The 20,333-nt window shown below is 44.7% G+C and carries 20 protein-coding genes and 1 other RNA gene; 7 read left to right on the top strand and 14 right to left on the bottom strand.

The window, feature by feature from the left end; all coding sequences use genetic code 11:
- Positions 1 to 82: 82 nt before the first annotated feature.
- Positions 83 to 1,801: a diflavin flavoprotein gene (locus AACT52_RS39855; protein ID WP_073635628.1), complete on the bottom strand. Its 1,719-nt coding sequence runs from the start codon at positions 1,799 to 1,801 to the stop codon at positions 83 to 85.
- An 800-nt stretch (positions 1,802 to 2,601) separates the two neighbouring features.
- On the opposite strand from AACT52_RS39855, the gene AACT52_RS39850 reads away from it, so the two are divergent.
- The 6 genes from AACT52_RS39850 to AACT52_RS39825 all read left to right on the top strand — a co-directional run bounded on the left by AACT52_RS39850 (position 2,602) and on the right by AACT52_RS39825 (position 8,223).
- A complete protein-coding gene (locus tag AACT52_RS39850) occupies positions 2,602 to 3,042 on the top strand; it encodes a hypothetical protein (protein ID WP_073635627.1) in 441 nt (146 codons plus the stop codon).
- A gap of 213 nt (positions 3,043 to 3,255) precedes the next feature.
- Complete coding sequence (locus AACT52_RS39845) at positions 3,256 to 5,673, top strand: NACHT domain-containing protein (RefSeq protein ID WP_073635626.1); 2,418 nt, start codon at positions 3,256 to 3,258, stop codon at positions 5,671 to 5,673.
- A gap of 481 nt (positions 5,674 to 6,154) precedes the next feature.
- A complete protein-coding gene (locus AACT52_RS39840; RefSeq protein ID WP_073635625.1) occupies positions 6,155 to 6,718 on the top strand; it encodes a Uma2 family endonuclease in 564 nt (187 codons plus the stop codon).
- Positions 6,719 to 6,920: 202 nt separating this feature from the next.
- The gene (locus tag AACT52_RS39835) at positions 6,921 to 7,130 is read left to right on the top strand and encodes a hypothetical protein (RefSeq protein ID WP_073635624.1); all 210 of its coding nucleotides are present in this window, start codon (positions 6,921 to 6,923) and stop codon (positions 7,128 to 7,130) included.
- Positions 7,131 to 7,525: 395 nt separating this feature from the next.
- Positions 7,526 to 7,762, top strand: a complete 237-nt coding sequence (locus AACT52_RS39830; RefSeq protein WP_073635623.1) for a hypothetical protein — start codon at positions 7,526 to 7,528, stop codon at positions 7,760 to 7,762.
- Positions 7,759 to 8,223 (top strand): HNH endonuclease, encoded by a 465-nt coding sequence (locus AACT52_RS39825; RefSeq protein WP_073635622.1) that lies wholly within the window; start codon positions 7,759 to 7,761, stop codon positions 8,221 to 8,223. Before AACT52_RS39830 ends, AACT52_RS39825 begins: the two co-directional genes overlap by 4 nt.
- A 296-nt stretch (positions 8,224 to 8,519) precedes the next feature.
- Here the strand turns inward: AACT52_RS39825 and AACT52_RS39820 are convergent, their stop codons facing one another.
- From AACT52_RS39820 to AACT52_RS39760, 13 genes are all read right to left on the bottom strand, one after another.
- Positions 8,520 to 8,729 (bottom strand): hypothetical protein, encoded by a 210-nt coding sequence (locus tag AACT52_RS39820; RefSeq protein ID WP_073635621.1) that lies wholly within the window; start codon positions 8,727 to 8,729, stop codon positions 8,520 to 8,522.
- A gap of 148 nt (positions 8,730 to 8,877) precedes the next feature.
- On the bottom strand, positions 8,878 to 9,702 hold the full coding sequence (locus AACT52_RS39815; protein WP_073635620.1) for a hypothetical protein: 825 nt from the start codon (positions 9,700 to 9,702) through the stop codon (positions 8,878 to 8,880).
- 57 nt (positions 9,703 to 9,759) lie between these two features.
- Positions 9,760 to 10,149: a transfer-messenger RNA gene (gene ssrA, locus AACT52_RS39810) on the bottom strand.
- Positions 10,150 to 10,238: 89 nt separating this feature from the next.
- Positions 10,239 to 11,003: a class I SAM-dependent methyltransferase gene (locus AACT52_RS39805; RefSeq protein ID WP_073635619.1), complete on the bottom strand. Its 765-nt coding sequence runs from the start codon at positions 11,001 to 11,003 to the stop codon at positions 10,239 to 10,241.
- Between the two features lie 194 nt (positions 11,004 to 11,197).
- Complete coding sequence (locus AACT52_RS39800; protein ID WP_073635618.1) at positions 11,198 to 12,145, bottom strand: F0F1 ATP synthase subunit gamma; 948 nt, start codon at positions 12,143 to 12,145, stop codon at positions 11,198 to 11,200.
- A 181-nt stretch (positions 12,146 to 12,326) separates the two neighbouring features.
- The gene (atpA, locus tag AACT52_RS39795; RefSeq protein WP_073635617.1) at positions 12,327 to 13,847 is read right to left on the bottom strand and encodes a F0F1 ATP synthase subunit alpha; all 1,521 of its coding nucleotides are present in this window, start codon (positions 13,845 to 13,847) and stop codon (positions 12,327 to 12,329) included.
- Positions 13,848 to 13,947: 100 nt separating this feature from the next.
- A complete protein-coding gene (gene atpH / locus AACT52_RS39790) occupies positions 13,948 to 14,502 on the bottom strand; it encodes an ATP synthase F1 subunit delta (protein WP_073635616.1) in 555 nt (184 codons plus the stop codon).
- The gene (locus AACT52_RS39785) at positions 14,499 to 15,062 is read right to left on the bottom strand and encodes a F0F1 ATP synthase subunit B (RefSeq protein WP_073635615.1); all 564 of its coding nucleotides are present in this window, start codon (positions 15,060 to 15,062) and stop codon (positions 14,499 to 14,501) included. The genes atpH and AACT52_RS39785 overlap by 4 nt, the downstream gene beginning before the upstream one ends.
- A 121-nt stretch (positions 15,063 to 15,183) precedes the next feature.
- Positions 15,184 to 15,675, bottom strand: a complete 492-nt coding sequence (locus AACT52_RS39780) for a F0F1 ATP synthase subunit B' (protein ID WP_073635614.1) — start codon at positions 15,673 to 15,675, stop codon at positions 15,184 to 15,186.
- A 408-nt stretch (positions 15,676 to 16,083) separates the two neighbouring features.
- Positions 16,084 to 16,329 (bottom strand): ATP synthase F0 subunit C, encoded by a 246-nt coding sequence (gene atpE / locus AACT52_RS39775; protein ID WP_010994186.1) that lies wholly within the window; start codon positions 16,327 to 16,329, stop codon positions 16,084 to 16,086.
- 123 nt (positions 16,330 to 16,452) lie between these two features.
- Positions 16,453 to 17,208 (bottom strand): F0F1 ATP synthase subunit A, encoded by a 756-nt coding sequence (gene atpB / locus AACT52_RS39770; RefSeq protein ID WP_073635613.1) that lies wholly within the window; start codon positions 17,206 to 17,208, stop codon positions 16,453 to 16,455.
- Positions 17,209 to 17,372: 164 nt separating this feature from the next.
- Positions 17,373 to 17,810 carry an ATP synthase subunit I gene (locus AACT52_RS39765; RefSeq protein ID WP_073635612.1) on the bottom strand — a complete coding sequence of 146 codons (438 nt, stop codon included), beginning with the start codon at positions 17,808 to 17,810 and terminating at the stop codon, positions 17,373 to 17,375.
- A gap of 334 nt (positions 17,811 to 18,144) precedes the next feature.
- Positions 18,145 to 19,326 (bottom strand): class I SAM-dependent methyltransferase, encoded by a 1,182-nt coding sequence (locus tag AACT52_RS39760; RefSeq protein WP_073635611.1) that lies wholly within the window; start codon positions 19,324 to 19,326, stop codon positions 18,145 to 18,147.
- A 228-nt stretch (positions 19,327 to 19,554) separates the two neighbouring features.
- Between AACT52_RS39760 and AACT52_RS39755 the strand changes: the two genes are divergently transcribed.
- Positions 19,555 to 20,283, top strand: a complete 729-nt coding sequence (locus AACT52_RS39755) for a 2-phosphosulfolactate phosphatase (RefSeq protein ID WP_073635610.1) — start codon at positions 19,555 to 19,557, stop codon at positions 20,281 to 20,283.
- Positions 20,284 to 20,333 lie beyond the last annotated feature (50 nt).

The raw sequence follows: 20,333 nt of genomic DNA, 5'->3' as shown, positions 1-20,333 counted from the left end.
GGAGGTTCTGAGATAGGAGGATGAATAATTCGTAATTCGTAATTGAATGACTCATTACGAATTACGAATTAAAAATTACAAATTAGTAGTAGTTGCCTACTTTGCGATGGCGAACAGCTGTGATTCCATCGGGTTTGGAGACTCGACCGTCTTGAACTGTGCAGTATACGAGCCAGTGGTCGCTGCATTCGATGCTGCTCACAACTTCGCATTCCATATAGGCGAGAGCATCTGTGAGAATGGGGCAACCGTTTTTAGCTGTTTGGGTTTTCACTCCGGCGAATCTATCAGCACCGGGTTGCAAACGCTTGAGGAACTGTTTCTTTAATTCTTGATAATTTCCTTCTTCCAAAACGTTAAGGACGAACTTATCACCCAGTTGCATCGAGGAATCAATCGCACGGTCTTTGGCAACAGCAACTGTAAATCCTAAAGGTTGTATGCTGGCTTGAGCAACCCAGGAAGCGAGCATTGCACCTTGGGCATCAGCCTTTTTGCTGGTGATAATGTACAATCCGTTGCTAATCCGACCCAATGCTTTTTCTAAGTTTGCATCGATGGACTTGATTTGCTTGATGTTGCGTTCGCGGACGAGCAATTGTCCTAAGTCCGTACCTGCTTCTTCACACAATTGGTGTGTGGCTTTGGTAGGAGTTTCTTTAATCCGGATGGCTGGGAAGGCTTCTTTGATGCCAAGTTCGAGAAATTTTCTCCGCAGTGGATCAATCGGTTCATCATCCCCACCGTAGCATTCAAACAGTCCGATAACTTGCTTGCTCTTGGCAACAGCGAGTAGTGAACTGATGCCAGCATGAGCTGCGGCGTTAGCGCTTGGGGGCATACCAATAATGATGCCAGCTGCCCTACCTGCGAGTTCTTGGATTTCTTGGATCTCAGCGGAGGTGAGATCGATCATTTCGACGCCAACCTCAGTTTTCTGGACTCCATGAGCAATTGCTTGGGCAAGGCGTTCACTGTGTCCATAGCCGGAGACATAGAACAAAGCAACGATTGTTTCTGCCTTGGCTTGTTTTTGGCTCCAACCTTGATAGCACTCCCTAAGGACATCAAGATGGTGATATAATAAGGGTCCGTGTCCGTTGGCGATGATTCTAATTTTGCCAAGGTCGCCCATTTTCTTCATCGCATTGAGCAACGAACGGGAATTGGGACCCATCAAGCAATCGTAGTAGAATCGAAAATCTGGTTCAATCGCCTCTAGGTTGACGTCAAAGGTATCATCACTGCAATAGTGCATCCCAAAGGCGTCACAGGTGAAGAGAGTTTGGGTTTTGTGGTCGTAGCTAAATATTGTATCGGGCCAGTGCAGGTTAGGCGCACTCACGAATTCTATTTCGTGTCCTTGACCTAAATCTATGCGATCGCCACTTTTGACAATCCGCTTAGAAAATGGATCATGTACTAAGTTTTCCAGAAACTGGAGTGCGACTTTTGACGCTAAGACGGTAGCTCTGGGAGCTAACTGGAGAACGTCTTCAACTAAGCCGCTGTGATCTGGCTCTGTGTGGCTAACAATAATGTAATCAATCGCCTTCGGGTTGATCAGGCTTTTGAGCGTTTCTAAATATTGGTCCCGAAACTTGGTGTGAGAGGTGTCAACAAGAACTGTCCTGTCACCCCGGATGAGATATGAGTTGTATGTTGTACCGTTTTGTAATCCGAATTCTATATCAAAGCGATCGCGGTCCCAATCAAGACAGCGAATTGCTGTTGTGTTAGGAGCTATTTCGACCGTTTGTATTGTGAGCCGTTTTTGGACGTTCTCTGCAAGCGCTACCATTCGTCGTCTCCAAGCACAAATTTTCAGTCTTCTTTTCTGCCTCTATTTTGCTCATAATTAGTTTTGTAAATTTGTCACAAATTTTATTTTTTATAAAATTCAAGATGTAGTTATAATTACTATTTATTGGCTTATTTTTTTACTTAAAAATTGTTATTGATAGTCTTGAAAAGGAGACGTAATTATATCATTTTTTTCATTATTTTGCTGAAATATTTTACTTAAGAAATGTTGGCGAAATGATATTTATGTCAACTAATTTGTAGCAAAAGACATAAATTTTGTAACCGTTGTGTTTAATGAGCCAGACGCCTGCGGTTAAAACCGTAGGCTAATAGTTGAAGCCCACTAAAGTGGAGTGAAAATATCGTCACGCAAAGCCGTGCAACAAATGATTGTAACTAGGTCGGTGTAAATAATTAAAGCTATGTAGTAAGCGCTTTAGCGCTAAAGCGCTTACTACGAAATAGTTTTCAAGCTTTAGTTTTCTTTACAGAATCTATAAGGGAGTACCAAAAAATAAATTATCCATTATGTAGGGTGGGTTAGGCGCACGACAGTTGAGGTTTTACATACAGGACTTGCATTGCGCCGTAACCCACCATTATTTCGGTGGATTACTACAAATTGGAGATTTTTTTAATTGGAAGTCCCTAAGAATGCATACTGTTAGCAGTTAGGCGTCTTGCCAGCACTAGTTTTCTGAATTTTGAATTTTGAATTGCTTACTAGGTTTTTTCCGTAAAACTCATAGATGCTACGGTATAAGTAATATAAAAATATCTACAATTAGATAATTTATGGAACCAGTCACTCTAACGGCTGTTGCAACAGCGATCGCCACCCTTCTTTTAACAAAAGCACTGGAGAAAACAGGCGAAAATCTTGGAGATGCTGCATGGCAGCAAAGCCGCAAGTTAATAGAACAGCTTCGCAGTAAGAATAAATTACCATTGCTAACCAATGCTACGCAGGGAAACGAACAGCAACGATTAGATTATGGACAAGCTGTGCTGGAACTGAAAGCAGCAGCAGACGCAGATCCGGAAATTGCTCAACGAGTTGTGGAAGTAGAAGCAGCAGCGAAAGCCGATCCAAAATTGGCTCCGCAAGTCGAAGAAGTAGCAAATACAATTAATTCTCAACAGCCAACTATTCAAAACTTAGCAAAGCTGGCAGAAAAAATTAACAATCTCAATCAGGCACAGAATATTACAATAAATCAAACCAATACTTTTTGACTACAGTCGCCCGACTGGGAGAATCGGGTAAAGTCAACTCCCATCGATTGGCGCGAAGTCTGCCAAAACAAATTCCAACAGCAACTTGATGTTAATCGTCAACGACGGCTAGCAACAGGAAGGGGATTTGAACTCGATATTTATGTACCTTTAGGACTTGTTGAGCGCAAACAACAGCCTCGCCGCAGTGAGGATATCTCACCTGAAAAGGGAATGCTTGCGTATCAACTCACAGAGGAAGTTATCAAGACGACTTATGAGCATGAAAAATTTCTCACAGAGGTGATTGGGGATGCTTCCAACACCAAAAGCAAGAATATAGCCATTATCGGAGAACCAGGAGCGGGAAAGTCTACCTTGCTGGAAAAGATAGGCAAGTACTTAATCAAACATGACGGCTTGCCGATCTATATTCCTTTGAGCAATTTGTCTGGCGACACGCTGGAAAAATACCTGCTGAACCGTTGGCTGGAAAATCCAATCACACCAAACCAACTGCAAGAATTGTTGCAGCAACAGCGGGTGTGGTTTCTGCTGGATGGTTTGGATGAGATGCAAGCGGCATCCTCTGTTGACGCTTTAAATAAGATTAGCCAAGACATTAGCAAACTTGCAGCAGCGCGAGTTGTGTTAACTTGTCGGCTGAATGTCTGGGATGCTAGCACGAAAAATCTGCTTGACTTCCAGAATTTCAAAACTCAGGAGTTTAGCAGCGAGCAAGTACGGGATTTTATTCTGAAGTGGTTCCAACGCGCTAAGGAAGAGGACAAGAAAACGGAGGGACAAGCGGAACAGCTATGGCAAAAGCTGAATGAATCCGGAAGGGAACGCTTGCTTGACTTGGTAAAAAACCCCCTGAGATTAGCTTTGATGTGTCAAGTCTGGGACACAACTAAGGATTTACCAGAAACTCAAGCTGCACTTTACAAGCGATTTACACTATACCACTATGATTGGAAACAGGCTGAATTTCCAACAACGCTCGCGGAACAGTATAAGTTGAATGCAGCTTTAGGAAAGTTGGCACAAGAGGCTATTGCTTCTGGAAAAACCCGATTTCGCATTGGACAGAACTTTGCTTATCGGGTGATGGGAGAGAATCTCTTTAATCGCGCTTGTCGTTTAGGCTGGGTGAATCAAGTAGATCGAGATAAACAAACAGAAGAACCCTTCTATGCTTTCTACCATGCCACGTTTCAGGAATATTTTGCGGCATTAGCAATTGATGATTGGCACTTTTTGCTTAACCACGTCCCCAACAACCCATCCCAAGGAACTTATCGCATATTTGAACCCCAATGGAAACAGGTGATTTTGCTGTGGTTGGGTTGCGAGGAAGTAGAAACAGAGCAGAAAGAGCAGCTTATAAAAGCATTGGTAGAGTTTAAAGATAATTGCAATAACTTTTATAAGTATCGAGCCTATATTCTAGCTGCAACGGGAATTGCTGAGTTTGGAGATTGTTCTAAAGCTGATGAAATCGTAGAGCAAATCGTTAAGTGGGGCTGTAAAACTTCCCTCATTGACGAACTTATCACAGACGAACTTATCACAAGCTCTCCTCTTCAAAAAGCAGCTAAGGCAGTACTGGCAGAGACATATCGCCCAAAAGCCATTAATGCCCTTGTCAAGTTCACGCGCAACTCCAAGGATGATTCTACCCGTTGGCGAGCGGCACAGAGCTTAGAGAAAATTGGTGCTGGCAACTCTGATGCTATAAGCGCTTTAGTCGATTTAACCCGCAACTCCAAGGATGATTATACCCGTTGGCAAGCGGCATACAGCTTAGGGGAAATTGATCCTGGCAACTCTGATGCTATAAGCGCTTTAGTCGAGTTAATCGGCAACTCCAAGGATGATTCTATCGGTAGCGCAGCGGCAGAAAGCTTAGGGAAAATTGATCCTGGCAACTCTGATGCTATAAGCGCTTTAGTCGAGTTAATCGGCAACTCCAAGGATGATTATACCCGTAGGGAAGCGGCAGAAAGCTTAGGGAAAATTGATCCTGGCAACTCTGATGCCATCAGGGCTTTAGTCGAGTTAATCGGCAACTCCAAGGATGATTATACCCGTAGGAAAGCGGCAGAAAGCTTAGGGAAAATTGATCCTGGCAACTCTGATGCTATAAGCGCTTTAGTCGATTTAACCCGCAACTCCAAGCATGATGATACCCGTAGGTGTAGGCGTAGGCGTAGGCGTAGGCGTAGGGAAGCGGCAGGAAGCTTAGGGATATTTGGTGCTGGCAACTCTGATGCCATCAGGGCTTTAGTCGATTTAATCGGCAACTCCAAGGATGTTTTTACCCGTTTGCAACCGGCAGGAAGCTTAGGGAAAATTGGTGCTGGCAACACAGATGCCATCAGGGCTTTAGTCGATTTAACCCGCAACTCCAAGGATGATGATACCCGTTGGCAAGCGGCAGAGAGCTTAAAAGATATTTTGACAGTGGATCAGATGGTGGAAGTAGTTTCCAACTTGAAGTATTATTTATCGCCAATGGGTATAGCTATGTCAATTGTTAAATTCAAAATTTCGCAATACTCTGATTTCTACGAAGTCCTTTGGCAATACGCCCAAAATATGCCCTACCCTTCCTTTTATCACGCTTGGCATCATCGAAGGAATAAATAGATTTCGCAGCAGAAAATGGCTCATCAGACAAACTACCAACTAGTCAATGGCGATGAGCTGAGTCCTTCGGACACGCTGCGCAATCGCCCCACCGAAGGCGATCGCATTGATTTTCTTCAAGCTTGATATCATTGAGTGCGATCGCACGGAGTCCCCGCCAAAAGCGATGCTCCGGAGGAGCCGCGCAAGGCGCGAACGCGCGGAGTGTAGTGGCAGAATGCGATCGCCCTTACAGATACCATCTTTAATTTAAGCAGATCAACTCGTTTCGCCAATAGGTTGAATGAACGTCTAGGCAAAGGAGAATCAGAGGCGATTGGGTAAGGAACACTGTCAAAAGGGCGATCGCATTGATTTTCTTCAAGTTCGATATCATTGGGTGCGATCGCACGGAGCGCCCACCAAGAACGCGCCTGTCAAATGAGTTAGCCAGCTGCGTTTTGCTAAACTGAGAACACATCTTCGTACTGATTCAGGAGCCATGAGCGCTACAACTCTCCACTCCCTTACCCTAGAGGAGTTCCTGAAGCTCCCAGAAACCAAGCCAGCCAGCGAATATATTAACGGTGAGATTATTCAAAAGCCAATGCCGAAGGGGAGACACAGCCGCTTGCTTGGGTTACTCTGTGCAGCAGTCAATCAAGTTGCAGAGGACAAGAGGATTGCCTATGCTTTTCCCGAGTTACGGTGTAGTTTCGGAGAACGCTCAATTGTACCGGATGTAGCTATATTTCTGTGGAGGCGCATACCATTTCTGATCGATGATCAAGTCCCTGATAACTTTGAACTACCGCCAGATTGGACGATTGAGATTCTCTCGCCAGAACAAAAACCCAACAAAGTGATTGGTAACATTCTTTATTGCTTAAAACATGGTAGTCGCCTCGGATGGTTTATTGATCCTGATGACTTCAGTATCTTAGTATTTCTCCGTGAGCAACAGCCTTTACTACTTATGGGAGACGATTTATTGCCTGTGTTACCAGAAATTGAACTGACATTAACCGTCAATCAACTTTTTGGATGGCTGAAGATGGGTAGCTAGCGCCATCTTTTTCAAAATCAAATGGAATCCTAGGACTAATAATCTAGCCTGCCTCCGCAGGCGTAAGTCTCGTGTAGCCAAGCCAGTGCGTTGAGGAGTCAGCGCCGTGCGGAGCCTTTGAGCGAGTGCGCGAAGGCGCACGCTGCGCGAACGCCCAACAAACGTGTGTTAGTATCAATCGCAAGAGATGCTTGGAGGATATATGGCTGAAATTTCGCTAGATGAAAATAAGCTTAAGGAAATCCTCAAAACAGCCATTGTCGAGGTGATTCAAGAACGAAAAGAAATATTTTCTGATTTATTAGCAGAAATAATAGAAGACATAGCCTTAGAAAAGGCAATCAAAGAAGGTGAAAATACTGAGTCAGTCAGCCGAGAAGCAATTTTTAAAATTCTGGATAGGCAAGGATGAACGTAGAGTTCAGATATTTGTGAGAGTGTTGCACAGAAAAGATATTTACAGGTACTTTCCCTAATTTAAGCAGATCAACTCCAGGACTTAGGCATTTTAACGAAAAACTGTCATTCTGAGTGTAGCGAAGCGCGAAACGAAGAATCTCTGAGATACTTCGCTACACTCCGTTTCGCTCAGTATGACATTCTCCACTTTGCGTAAGTCCTGAATTCGTTTCGCCAATCGCGCTCAATGAACGTATTAGCAAAGGAGAGTTAGAAGCGAGTGCGCGAAGGCGCACGCTGCGCGAACGCCAATCTGGAATCTGACTTCTCGTGCTCATTCGATAGTTAATCGCTACATAACCTAATTCCATATATTCTATGATGGAGCAAAGGAATAGCTATAACCCTATGACTCCAGTAGTAATTAAACCCTCATCCTGGCTAACGACTGGTATTCGAGTCGAGAAAGTTAACAATCTCAATCTTTTCAAATTTACTGAAGAACTCGGCTCACGTATGCAAGAACTTTTGGATAAGAAAAAAGCTGATTTACTGACGCCAGAAGAAGCTGCTGAACTGGAAGCTATTGGAGAATTAGACATGATTTTCAGCTACATCAATGCTATAACTGCATCCCAGTCGTGACTATTCCTAATAGTATCCAAGAATTTATACGCCAACGTGCTGATTTTCGATGCGAATACTGCCATTATCCTGAATTTCTCAGTACATCTCCCCTCACAATCGACCATATAATGCCGAAGTCTTTGGGAGGTTCCGACGATGCAGATAATCTAGCTTTAGCCTGTCGTCGCTGTAATGAACAGCACTATAATTTCATAGTTGGAATAGACCCTGAAACTCAGCAAGAAGTCTCCTTATTTAATCCGCGTCAGCAAAATTGGTCTGAACACTTTATCTGGGCAGCAGACGGTACTAAAATTATCGGCATCACACGTACAGGTCGAGCTACTTGTAACCGACTGGATTTAAATGATGAGCGTCGTGCTGATCGCTTTATCCAAAAATCTCGGCGACTTTGGGTGCAAGGCGGTTTTCACCCTCCCCGTCAAGACCCGCAACAAGCAAGCGACATTCACCAATAATATCAAACCTGGAGATACTATCCGTAATTTGAACAGATAAACTAGTTTCGCCAATAGCTTAAATGAATGTATTGGGAAAGGAGAGTTAGAAGCGATCGCGCAAGGAACACTGCCTTTTGAGCGATCGCCTTGCTAGAATCTTTGAATATTACCTGCTATTGTCACTTGGTACTCAGCAACTGCTTGGCAGAATTCTAAAAGTTGTTCTTCTTGAAAATCTCTCTTGGCGAAGTTAGCCATGACACTGACAAACTGAAGATTTCCTAAGATATAGCCAAGTGAAGAGTCTATTCTGTCTAAACTAGCTGTCCTTGGATGTAGCTGATGATTGTCCCAATCAGCGGTTGTCTCAGAGGATGTCTGAAAAGTTTAAGCAAGGTATAATTTGTCATTCTGAATGTAGCGAAGCGGAATGAAGAATCTAGAGTTTGAGGCGTAGTTTTGAGATGCTTCACTACGCTATCGCTGCGGGGAGCATCCCAATTTTTTAAAAACACGTTTGTCATTCTGAGCAAAACGAAGTGGAGCGAGGAATCTCAAGCCTTGTTCACACTTGAGATGCTTCATTCCGCTATCGCTCCATTCAGCATGACAATAAATTTAAACATTTGGGATGCTCCCATCGCTGCGTGCCTCGCAGAGCGAGGAGCTACGCTAACAGCATGACATTTTTGACTTCTCAGACATCCTCTCAGGATTATCTAACTTCCATCCAGTATACGGGCATTTTCCATCCTGCTTTTCCCAAAGTTCTTTTAAATATTCCAGTGTTATAGTGCATTCCCGTCCATGAGTTTTTACTCGTCTTCGTGCTAATTTAAAATGCTGGCGAAATGGCGAATACTCATCTCGACGAGTTCCTAAAAAGAAATCTGTAGAGATGCACGAGGATGTTAAATCTCTATTAGTAAAATTGTCTGTACTCAGGCTTCTATATTTATAAACTTCAAAACAGAAGTTTATTAAATCTTCTTCAGTAAAAGCATTTTTTGCAAGATTAGCGATGACAGCAACGAACTGGATGTTATCCAGGATATAACCTTTAGTTGAGTCTATGCGATCTACACTTGCTCTGTTAGTGGTTAAAGCTGTACTTTCATAATCGGTTGTGCAAGGCAAAAGAACTAAATTCCAACCTGTGTAAGGGCAAATACCTTTTTGTTTTTCCCACAATCGCTTCAAGTCTGCTAAGGTTACACTGCATTCTTGCTTTCTGTGTTTTGCAGACTTTCTCATCACTTTCAAATGATAGCGAAAAGGAGAAAAATCATCTCTTCTAATTATGTTTCTTAAATAAGATGTATCTTTATTAATCTTGTTTCCAAAATTAATTAAACCTTTAAACTTTCCATAACATATTTTAGAACAAAAATGCTGTCTTCCTAACCTTTCGCTCCTATTAAACTCAGCTAGTCGCTTGGTAAATTCCTTGCTACAAGCTGGGTTTTGGCAAGTCACAACTACTTTTGATTCAGCCATAAAGAATAAAATCCACCTAGCTATAAGTTTACCAGGTGGATTCTATCTTTTTTATATAAGTGGAGCTTATGGGAATTGAACCCATGTCCGCAATGGGTATTGACCCCCCACTCATTCACAGGTTTAGCCTTTCTGATCCTCAAGGCGGGAAACGTTCATTATCCCGAACGCTAGGATGCTCTGGTTAAGTCTTAGCTAACAAGCCAACCAGAGAGACTTGCTAGAGCATCCGTTGGGGGTTGGTCTCTAGCCCTTAACGGAGTCAAACTAGAGACGCTCGAATCTGTTAGAGATTATTAGGCAGCTACTACAGCTTGCTTACGAGCAAAAGGTACGATGTTGTTCGCATTTACTTTTTTTTTGAGTCTTTGATTTTCGAGAGACGACTCACTCTCGACCTGAATCATAGAGTAGCTTTCGCCACCACGTCGAAACCGTTAAAGCCCCGTGTGGTTTATATATCTCATTATAATGTGCAATTTTGAGATGTGCCACTCAGGATTTTAGATTTTAGATTTTGAATAGGGTTTTCTGGTTCATGCCAGTACTGCGGAGAAACACAAGGTGTCTTTGTGGGAACTTGGTTGTTGACCATCAATGTAGTTGGCGCATAGGGTGATGTCTTTGTAGCCGTTTTCCTGCAAACACATGATAAATTCATCTCGCCCAAACCAGTGCAGAGGAAACCGTTGTAACTCTGTGGCAATGAGTTCTCCGTTTTTCCACTTTTCGTAGCGAATCACGCTCATGTTGAGTTGATTGAGCCAGTCGATGCGAGAAGTGATTTGCATCAAGATTATTGAACCATCCGGGCATTCAATGGGCGATCGCTGCTTGACAATGTTCTCAGTCTTAAAGTCTTCGATGGGCAATTCCAAATCGATGAAGATTCGACCTTCTGGTTCAAGGTGTCGTGCAAAAGCTTGCAAGGCGGCGATAGCAGCATTTCGCTTCTCTAACAACATAAAAGAACCGAAGGACACGACGATCGCCTTGAATTTGCCGCTTAGGTCAAGATTTTCTACAGAACCATGATGGAGAACTGGTGTCAACCCCCTTTGCGTACAGTGCTGACGGCAAGAAGCAAGCATATCTTCTGAGGAATCGATGCCCTCAACGTTCAAATCAGCTTCTAGCAGCGGGATGAGTAGTCGTCCCGTGCCAACCATCGCCTCAAGAATTCTGCCACCAATTTTGGAAAGATGTTTGATGTAGTATGGAACGTCAGGATACTCTCCACCGATAGGCTTGGTGATGTCATAAACCTCGCTACACAGCGGTCCATATGCTGTCAGTGCCATCATCTCCCTCCGTCGGTGAAAAAGCCCCAAAAACTAAAAATAGCTAATAGACATAGGAGTGAAAAACAATGTAGAGACGCGCCATGGCGCGTCTCTACAAGAATCGTAAACAAAGCACAATTAATTTCTGGAGATGTCTAATTGCTATCAAAACAACTAGCAATTAGCTATTTTTATTTGCTATGAGCAATTTCCTAACGTTGTGCTTCGGCACCGCCGACAACTTCTAGGATTTGCTGGGTAATTGCGGCTTGGCGGGCTTTGTTGTAAGACAGCGTCAGGGAACCAATCAGATCTTTGGCGTTGTCGCTGGCATTGCTCATTGCTGTCATCCGCGCTGCGAGTTCGCTTGCGGCTGATTCTTGTAGCGCCCGCAACAGCTGGTTACTCAGATACAGAGGTAATAATGAATCAAGAATCTGTACTGGATCTTGCTCGAAAATCATGTCGCGGGGCAAAGCACGGACTTGGGTAGCCACTTTCTCCCGTGTCACTTCAAATTGACCGCCGCGAGTTGTTAAGCGGAAGACTTCGTCATCCTGTGCTTCTAGACCTTGGCGGTCAAGGGGAAGCAGGGTTTGCACCACGGGACGAGAACTCACTAAGGAGACGAACTTGGTGTAGACTAGCTCAATCCGGTCTACGCTTTCTGACAAGAATAAAGAAAGCAGTTGGTCTGCAATGTTGCTGGCTTCAGCAGCGGTGGGAATTTGCTCTAAGCCAGTGAAGGTGGCGTCTATTGGCTGTTCGCGACGTTGGAAGTACTGACCGGCTTTGCGTCCTACGATGACAAATTTGTAGTCAAAACCTTCTGCCTTGAGTTCTTTGGTGCGATTTTCGGCACGCTTGATAATGTTGTTGTTGTAGCCACCGCATAGACCGCGATCGCCTGAAATTACCAACAGCCCCACTGTCCTGACTTCGCGCTTTTTCAACAAAGGCAGGTCTACATCTTCAAACCGCAGACGGGTTTGCAAACCATACAGCACTGAAGCCAAGCGGTCAGCAAAAGGACGGGTAGCAATCACCTGTTCTTGGGCACGACGTACCCGCGCTGCAGCTACCAGCCGCATGGCTTCTGTAATTTTTTGGGTATTTTTTACTGATTGAATGCGATCGCGTATTGCTTTTAAGTTAGCCATAATCTTTTACAAGAATTCAGAATTCACAATTCAGGAGTCAGGAGGAAGCTATTTTCTGACTTCTAACTCCTAACTCCTGTCTTATACTGTTGCCAAGAAGGTTTTGTATTCAGAATTTGGAAGTCAAGAGAGAAATAACATTTTTTTGCTAACTCCTGACTCCTGAGTTCTGAGTTCTGATTTACACTGTTGCTAAGAAGGTCTTTTTGTATTCGTTGATTGCTTCCTTCAAAGCTGATTCTTCTTGGTCGCCCAGTACTTTCTTGGTTTGTACTGATTCAGTGTACTGAGGTTTGCTAGTTTTTAAGTACTCGCGTAGTCCTTGGGTAAAAGCAGTGACTTTATCTACTGGGACGTCATCCAAATACCCGTTGATACCAGCGTACAGAAGAGCGACTTGCTCATATACGGATAGCGGCGCGTTTTGTGGCTGTTTCAAGAGTTCCCGCAAGCGCTGACCTCGTGCCAACTGGTCTTGAGTTGCTTTATCTAGGTCAGAAGCAAATTGCGAGAATGCTTGTAATTCGTCAAACTGCGCCAATTCTAGCTTCAACTTACCAGCAACTTTCTTCATTGCTTTGGTTTGAGCAGCAGAACCTACCCGCGACACGGAAATACCGGGGTTAATAGCGGGACGAACACCAGAGTTGAACAGGTCGGAAGACAGGAATATCTGACCGTCTGTAATCGAAATCACGTTGGTGGGGATGTAAGCAGACACGTCACCTGCTTGAGTTTCGATGATTGGCAGGGCGGTCATGCTACCTGCACCCAATTCGTCACTCAGCTTAGCGGCACGTTCCAACAAGCGGGAGTGGATGTAGAACACATCTCCAGGATAAGCTTCGCGTCCGGGCGGACGACGCAGGAGCAAGGACATTTGACGATAAGCTTGAGCTTGCTTGGAAAGGTCATCGTAGATCACCAAGGTCGCCTTACCCTTGTACATGAAGTACTCAGCAATCGAAGCACCTGTATAAGGAGCCAAGAATTGCAGTGTAGCTGGGTCACTGGCGTTGGCGGCGACGATTACTGTGTAGTCCAGCGCACCTTTTTCTTGTAATGTCTGCGCAACGTTAGCCACAGTCGAAGCTTTTTGACCGATCGCAACGTAGACACAAATCACGTCTTCAGATTTTTGATTGATGATTGTGTCAATGGCGATCGCCGTTTTTCCGGTTTGACGGTCACCGATAATCAATTCCCGTTGTCCGCGACCGACGGGAATCATCGCGTCGATAGCTGTGATACCAGTTTGCAGTGGTTCGTGTACAGAACGACGAGCTACAATCCCTGGTGCTGGAGATTCAATCAAACGAGTTTCTGTGGTCTTGATTTCTCCCTTGCCATCAATTGGACGACCCAAACCATCCACAACTCGTCCAACCAAGGCTTCTCCCACGGGTACTTCAGCAATTCTGCCAGTGGCGGTTACGGAGCTACCTTCTTGAATATCACGACCTTCGCCCATCAGCACCGCACCCACGTTGTCTTCTTCCAAGTTCTGGGCGATGCCAATTGTGCCGTCTTCAAATTCTAATAGCTCGCCAGCCATAGCCTTGTCTAGACCATAGATACGAGCAATACCGTCACCTACTTGCAGAACGGTACCAACGTTAGCCACTTTGACTTGTTGGTCGTATTGTTCTATCTGTTGCTGAATAATGTTGCTGATTTCGTCGGGTCTAATGCTAATTGCCATTTGTCTATCTTCTTTTCTTGCGAGACGGAACGAGGATGGAATTATGAATGATGAATGCCAGCGAGCATCCATCATCCATCATAAACAATTGATAATTTTTCTAAGCGCCACTTAAACGCAAAGAGATGCGGCGCAGTTGACCCCGTAAACTGGCGTCAATAACTTGAGAGCCTACTCTAATGATGACACCACCAATTAACTCGCGATCAATTTTGGTATCTAATTCCACCTCGCGAGCATTCGTCAGTGCAATCACCCGATCTTTTACAGCTTGTTGCTGGGCTTCTGTGAGGGGAACAGCAGAAATGACTTCTGCCAGAGCAATTTGTTTAAGTTGCCGCAACAGCACCAAATATTGCTGAAAAATCGGTTCCACCAATAAAATGCGCTTTCTATCTACCAGCAGCAGCAAAAAATTGCGCAAGTATGGGTTAGCGCCGTCACCGAGAACGCTATTGAGGACTGCCTTTTTGTCTTCTGACGAAACAAACGGGTTAGCAATGAAGTTTCGCAACTGCTCGCTTTCTGAAAGTAAGCTCAGTAAGGAACGCACATCTTCACCGAACTGATCTGTCAGATTTTTGGACTGTGCGACTGACATTAACGCCTGTGCATAAGGCACCGCTACTTCGGCTGTTGCTATATTACTTCTCATCCGTTGCCTCCCAGTAGCGCTATGCTGCGGTCAATTAATGTATGTTGAGCATCGTCGGCAATTCCAGTCCGTAGTTCTGACTCGACTTTCTGCAATGCCAAAGCTACGACTCTTTGCCGCAGCTGGGCTACAGCTTTTTCCCGTTCTGTGTTCAAGTCAGATGCTGCTGTTTCCCGCAGACGTTCAATATCAACAGCTGCTTGAGCCAGTACGGCTTCTCTTGCTTTCTGGGCGTTTTCTTGCGCTGCTTTTTTGATTTTTTCTGCCTCTGCTTGAGCTTGCGCCAGCTTTTGTTGCTGCTCTGCAAGGGCTGCTGCTGCATCTTTAGCGCGTTGCTCTGCGGTTTGAATCGCAGTTGCAATCCGTTCACGGCGTTCTTGGAGGGTCTTGCCTAAAACTCTCCGCCCAAAGATAAACAGCACACTAATAATAATGGCAAGGTTAATTAGGTTGGTTTCTAAAATATTAGTATTTAGACCAAAACCACTTTCACCTGCTGCCTCTGTCAATTCACCTCCGACGGCACCGGCTTCCACCATCAACAATAAAAAAGTCCCCATCTTCTTCCATCCACTACTGCGCTGCCAAAGCTGTCTGTTGTGTTAGTTGTTCGTTGTTAGTTGTTGGTTGTTAATTCACGACTAACTACTAACCACTAATAACTAATAAGTATTTTGTTTTTTAGCGCTGACCTACTAGATCTGCTCCTAGAAGCTTTTCTAGTATTTGGCGACTGAGTCCATCTACCTCTTGCTCTAGTGAAGCAAGAGCCTGCTGTTTTTGCTGCTCTATTTCACCAGCTGCTTGTTCTCTTTGTGCCTGAGCCTCTTTTTGTGCATCGGCTGTCTTTTCGGCTGCAATTTTCTGAGCTTGAGCTTGAGCATCAGCAATCACTGTTTGTGCTTGCCGTCTTGCTCCTGCTAATTCTTGCTCGTATTGCTGTGCCAATTTTTCAGCTTTTGACAAGCGTTCTTGCGCCTCTAGTTGATTGTTGCGGACATATTCATTCCGCTCATCAATTGCTTTGCCCAGAGGTTTGTAGAAAATCGCGTTCAAAACTATCGCTAAAAGTAGAAACTGGATAGCCATCAAAGGCAGGGTAGCATCTAAGTCAAACAGCCCTCCCTCTTTGGCAACCTTTTCTACTGCAAATAAGGTCGTCCAGTGTATCATCGTTGCTTGTTCCTAATCTACTGCTCAGTTCTGAGTTTTGAGTCCTGAGTCTAAAAGAGTTATGAGCCCTAATGAGGCAGCACCGCAGTTTCTTTGGGAGGTTTCCCTCCTTTGAAGTGCGGTAGCTCCACTCTCACGAGAGGCACTGCTTGCTACAGGAGGGGTTACCCTGCCGCAGGCGACTGGTGAGCCCAGTCCTGGAACGCGTTAGCGTGGCACGTAGGGCGTTAGCCCGTGCCCCAGGCAAGTGCCATAGGCGGGTTTCCTCAACCTAGGGAACTGGCGTGCCTCCGTGCATAAGCAGCTTACGCTAAGAAAGTAGCGTCTCCGGAGGAGATACTCGTAAGGGCGTTGCTGAGTCCTGAGTAAGTTTTACTCAGCACTCTGTACTCAGTACTCAGCACCTAGTTATGCGAAGGGGTTAGCAAACAGTAGGACTAGGGCAACCACTAGACCATAGATGGTTAGCGCTTCCATGAACGCCAAGCTTAACAGCAAGGTACCGCGAATTTTACCTTCTGCTTCTGGCTGACGAGCAATACCTTCTACAGCTTGACCTGCTGCATTACCTTGACCAATGCCAGGACCAATAGCAGCCAAACCTACAGCAAGAGCAGCAGCTAAAACGGAAGCAGCAGAAACCAATGGGTCCATGTTATTCTTTCCTTATTTACTGAATGGATATGGGTATTGAATGTTTGATTTTGTCATTTGTCGTTTGTCATTTGTCCTTCGTCATTGGTTTTCAATTAATGACTTATGACTCATGATTCATGACTAATGACCATGTTCTTCGCCACCATGATGGTCTTCTAGCGCTTCACCGATGTAAGCAGCAGCCAAGGTGGCAAAAATCAGTGCTTGGATGGCGCTGGTAAATAATCCCAAAGCCATCACTGGCAGAGGAACGAATAAAGGTACCAGTAGTACCAGCACGCCAACAACCAGTTCGTCTGCCAAGATGTTACCGAATAAACGGAAACTTAGGGAAAGGGGCTTTGTGAAATCTTCAATAATTTTGAACGGCAACATAAAAACCACTGGTTGGACATAGTTGCCAAAGTACCCTAAACCCTTTTTGCTGAACCCAGCGTAAAAATACGCTAATGATGTCAACAATGCCAAGGCAACAGTTGTGTTGATGTCACTGGTGGGAGCTGCTAGTTCACCTTCTGGTAGGTGAATCAGCTTCAAAGGAACAAGTGCTCCTGCCCAATTTGACACAAAAATGAACAAAAACAAAGTGCCAACAAATGGCACCCAAGGGCGGTATTCTTTCTCGCCAATCTGGTTTTTTGCCAAATCCCGAATAAAGTCTAGGGCATACTCCATGAAGTTCTGTATCCCACTCGGAATTCGCTTGATGTTACTGCTTGCAGCGATGGAAACTAACACCAGCAAGCCAATAACTAACCAGGAGGTGAGAAACACCTGCCCATGCAGTTTTAAATTGCCAATTTGCCAGTACAGTTGTTTTCCCACTTCCAATTCTGCAAGGGGAACAGAATTGAAGATGTTCAGAAAATTCAGCATTTTCTTGACCTACCTATCATTTCTCCAATCTTACCTGGAGAAGTGGAGCGAGTTTGCGGCGTGGATTTTCCGAGGTGGAGCAACCGAAGTGGATTTTCCTTAAAGGAAAACTTCGGATCTCCCGCAAAGCTCGCGTCAGCCTTTTATGGTTGCCGGAGCTTTGGCTAGTCAGAGACAAATGCCAACCTAACTACGTAGATGATCAGCGTTGCTTTGTAGGTAAGGAATCCCAAAAATATGGGCAATATTTGCAGTTGATTCCACCGCGATGCTAGTAGAATGATCCCTACTAATAACGCTAACCGAGTTTTACTCAACTGATTTTTTTCTCTACCCAAACGCTCAACATCTTTTGCCAACATCCTCAAGTAAACCACACCTGTACACGCCCCAAGCAAATAATTTAGGGCAATGTTTAGGGAATAAAAAATCCAAACAGAGATAAAGACAACCCCTGTCAAGACAAGAGTGATGAGCAACAACTCTTGGTAGAGTTTATAGAACTCCTGCATAGAGCTTGCTGGTTCTGTGTCCTCAAAACCAGGTTGAGCATCTTGTCGTATTGTCGGTGTGGGATCAGTTGATTCGTCTGACAAGCTCACGGGACTCGAAACCAGTACAGCTAATTATGTTGACTGCATTTTCAGCCAGCTGAATCATATCACGAACAGGTAACATTACTTTAGAAAAAAACAATTAACTTATTCTCACCAAAAAAAGGATAGGGACAGATACACCAAGTACAAAAACGATTTATGACACGGAATATGAGGACAAATAGGAGAAATCTATACCCTATCGCTAATTCCTGAAATTCCGTGTTGTCAGTTGTGGGGAGATGAGGAGTCCCAGCAAGAGAAAAGCGGATTATCTCTTAATTTATATTCTACCTTTTAGCTTCTGGTGTGCGCCGTTGGTGTTTTGGGGGTTTGTTTCTCAACTTGGTGTCAACAAAATCAGCTGTTGCTTCAGGAGCACTCTCACCGCATCCAAACCCAGTTGCGAGCCTGCCAAAATTCCTCCTACTGTTGAGTGACCATCACATTTTTGTAAAAACTCCAACTCCAGTGGCGATAAATTCACAATCTGGTAATCGTAGTTAAAGACACACTGACTCGGAAAACCATCTATACAAGGATTCCGCTCGGGAATGGCTGCCAGCATGGCATCATCGGCTGACCAGTCAGCTTTCGGTAGAGGTGGGCAACTCAGGAAAAACTCGTAGTGAGTGACTTCTGGGTCTAATAATTCTATCAGGCGGTACGAAGCGCGATCGCCTAACCCTTGTGTCCTTTCCATCAACTCTGGCGCTTTGCCCAAAAGTCTGTCTATCTGCCAAAAACCCGGATTTGAGAACCCCACAAAATCCAATCCGGAAGCATCAATCAGTTCAAACAACGTCTCAATGTTGTAATCTATCTCCTGGGGATGCACGTACATATCCGCAAAGTTTTCATCCCGTTGATTTTCTAAAGACCAACGTTCTCGCTCCCGCTTGACAATTCTGTTTTTTTCTGGTAAGGAAGCGAATATTTGCCGACCGACTTGAACACCATCACGATAATCGCCGCGCTTGTCACCTTGAAGGAGGGCGATCGCCTTTTGCATCAGTTGAATTTCCCAGCGTCCTAACTCACCGTAGACAAAAATGTGCATCAACCCGCCTGGGGCTAACTTCTTCGCCAAGGCTTGAATACCGCGAATTGGGTCGCTTAAGTGATGCAACACACCGACGCAGTTGATAAAATCAAACTCACCCGGTAACTGTTCCACATCGTACAAACTGAGGTGATGAAACTCAACGCGGTTGGCACCGGAACGTTGACAGCGTTCTTTAGCAACTTCCAGAGCCTTGGTACTAAGGTCAATTCCGACAACAGAAGCCGCAGGATTAAGGTGGACAAGGTATTCAGTCCCCACACCCGTACCGCAGCCTGCGTCTAAAATGCGGATGTCTTGTTTTTGGGGTTTTTGACCTGTACAGAAATTATAAGCAGCCAACCAATTCCAGCGCCAGTTATAGCCTGGAGGTGGTTCATCCAGGAGAGGTTCCGGGGGAAAGGGGTAGGTGTTATAGAGTTTGGCAACAGCAGCGCTAACGGTTTGAGAATCGGACATAGTGAGGATAATGGCACCATTTCTGAGTTTAGCGAATGCTGGGTACTTACGGTATCTTAAAAAATTTCTTTTGGTTCTTGTGGGATGGGCGTCTCAAAAGGTCTGTATTTTTGGGCGGACGTCTGTATTTTTGGGCGGACAAGATGTCCACCCCACAACAAGCATAGCTTTACAAAATAATCGGTACTTCCTATGCTCATACCTAACGAGTTTCGCAGGCATTAGGAAATGATTTACGACCAATCAGAGTTTGACCTACGCTGTGAGTGGGGCGCACAAGGAATTGCTCAACTCGCTTCCATCAGTGATGTGATTGTGATCGTCGATGTTCTTTCTTTTTCAACCTGTGTAGAAATTGCCACCAATAATGGCGCAATCATTTTTCCATATGCGATGCGAGATGAATCAGTCGTGGATTATGCCAAGTCAGTGCAGGCAGAGTTGGCAAGTCATAGACAACGTTGGACTACAACTGGATATTCTCTCTCCCCAGTATCGGTAGCTGAGATTCCTGCTGGAACTCGACTGGTTTTGCCCTCTCCTAATGGTTCTTTTCTTAGCTTAAATACTGGGACTATACCAACCTTGGCTGGCTGCTTGCGAAATTGTGAAGCTGTGGCGCAGTTCGCTCATAAGTATGGTAATAAAATTGCAGTGATTCCTGCCGGTGAGAGGTGGAAACAGGATAATAGCCTGCGACCTGCGTTTGAAGATTTGATTGGTGCAGGAGCAATTCTGAGTTACTTACATGGAAATTTATCACCAGAAGCCCAAATCGCTGTGACGGCATTTGAGGCTTTTAAGAATGATTTGCTTGGGTACTTGAAAAAATGCAGTTCTGGTAAAGAGTTGATTGCAAAAGGATTTGAGCCAGATGTTGAATTAGCAGCGGCTTTTAATGTGAGTAACTGCGTGCCTTTGCTTGTAGAAAATGCTTACGTTAAACAAGTTTTTTAGCTAATTCGGGCAGAAGCCCCACGTCTCACCCGTAGGGGAGCGTGGGATGA

Source organism: Scytonema sp. HK-05, assembly GCF_963872035.1.
Taxonomy (GTDB): domain Bacteria; phylum Cyanobacteriota; class Cyanobacteriia; order Cyanobacteriales; family Nostocaceae; genus Kalymmatonema.
This window is presented reverse-complemented; position numbering and strand designations above follow the sequence as displayed.

Excerpts from the sequence above, each read along its gene's own strand:
- AACT52_RS39855 (WP_073635628.1), bottom strand. The coding sequence starts at position 1,801 with ATGGTAGCGCTTGCAGAGAACGTCCAAAAACGGCTCACAATACAAACG.
- AACT52_RS39755 (WP_073635610.1), top strand. The coding sequence starts at position 19,555 with ATGATTTACGACCAATCAGAGTTTGACCTACGCTGTGAGTGGGGCGCA.
- AACT52_RS39845 (WP_073635626.1), top strand. The coding sequence starts at position 3,256 with ATGCTTGCGTATCAACTCACAGAGGAAGTTATCAAGACGACTTATGAG.
- AACT52_RS39835 (WP_073635624.1), top strand. The coding sequence starts at position 6,921 with ATGGCTGAAATTTCGCTAGATGAAAATAAGCTTAAGGAAATCCTCAAA.
- atpE (WP_010994186.1), bottom strand. The coding sequence starts at position 16,329 with ATGGACCCATTGGTTTCTGCTGCTTCCGTTTTAGCTGCTGCTCTTGCT.
- AACT52_RS39850 (WP_073635627.1), top strand. The coding sequence starts at position 2,602 with ATGGAACCAGTCACTCTAACGGCTGTTGCAACAGCGATCGCCACCCTT.
- AACT52_RS39785 (WP_073635615.1), bottom strand. The coding sequence starts at position 15,062 with ATGGGGACTTTTTTATTGTTGATGGTGGAAGCCGGTGCCGTCGGAGGT.
- AACT52_RS39815 (WP_073635620.1), bottom strand. The coding sequence starts at position 9,702 with ATGGCTGAATCAAAAGTAGTTGTGACTTGCCAAAACCCAGCTTGTAGC.
- AACT52_RS39760 (WP_073635611.1), bottom strand. The coding sequence starts at position 19,326 with ATGTCCGATTCTCAAACCGTTAGCGCTGCTGTTGCCAAACTCTATAAC.
- atpA (WP_073635617.1), bottom strand. The coding sequence starts at position 13,847 with ATGGCAATTAGCATTAGACCCGACGAAATCAGCAACATTATTCAGCAA.
- AACT52_RS39805 (WP_073635619.1), bottom strand. The coding sequence starts at position 11,003 with ATGGCACTGACAGCATATGGACCGCTGTGTAGCGAGGTTTATGACATC.
- atpB (WP_073635613.1), bottom strand. The coding sequence starts at position 17,208 with ATGCTGAATTTTCTGAACATCTTCAATTCTGTTCCCCTTGCAGAATTG.
- AACT52_RS39830 (WP_073635623.1), top strand. The coding sequence starts at position 7,526 with ATGACTCCAGTAGTAATTAAACCCTCATCCTGGCTAACGACTGGTATT.
- atpH (WP_073635616.1), bottom strand. The coding sequence starts at position 14,502 with ATGAGAAGTAATATAGCAACAGCCGAAGTAGCGGTGCCTTATGCACAG.
- AACT52_RS39840 (WP_073635625.1), top strand. The coding sequence starts at position 6,155 with ATGAGCGCTACAACTCTCCACTCCCTTACCCTAGAGGAGTTCCTGAAG.
- AACT52_RS39800 (WP_073635618.1), bottom strand. The coding sequence starts at position 12,145 with ATGGCTAACTTAAAAGCAATACGCGATCGCATTCAATCAGTAAAAAAT.
- AACT52_RS39780 (WP_073635614.1), bottom strand. The coding sequence starts at position 15,675 with ATGATACACTGGACGACCTTATTTGCAGTAGAAAAGGTTGCCAAAGAG.
- AACT52_RS39820 (WP_073635621.1), bottom strand. The coding sequence starts at position 8,729 with ATGACAAACGTGTTTTTAAAAAATTGGGATGCTCCCCGCAGCGATAGC.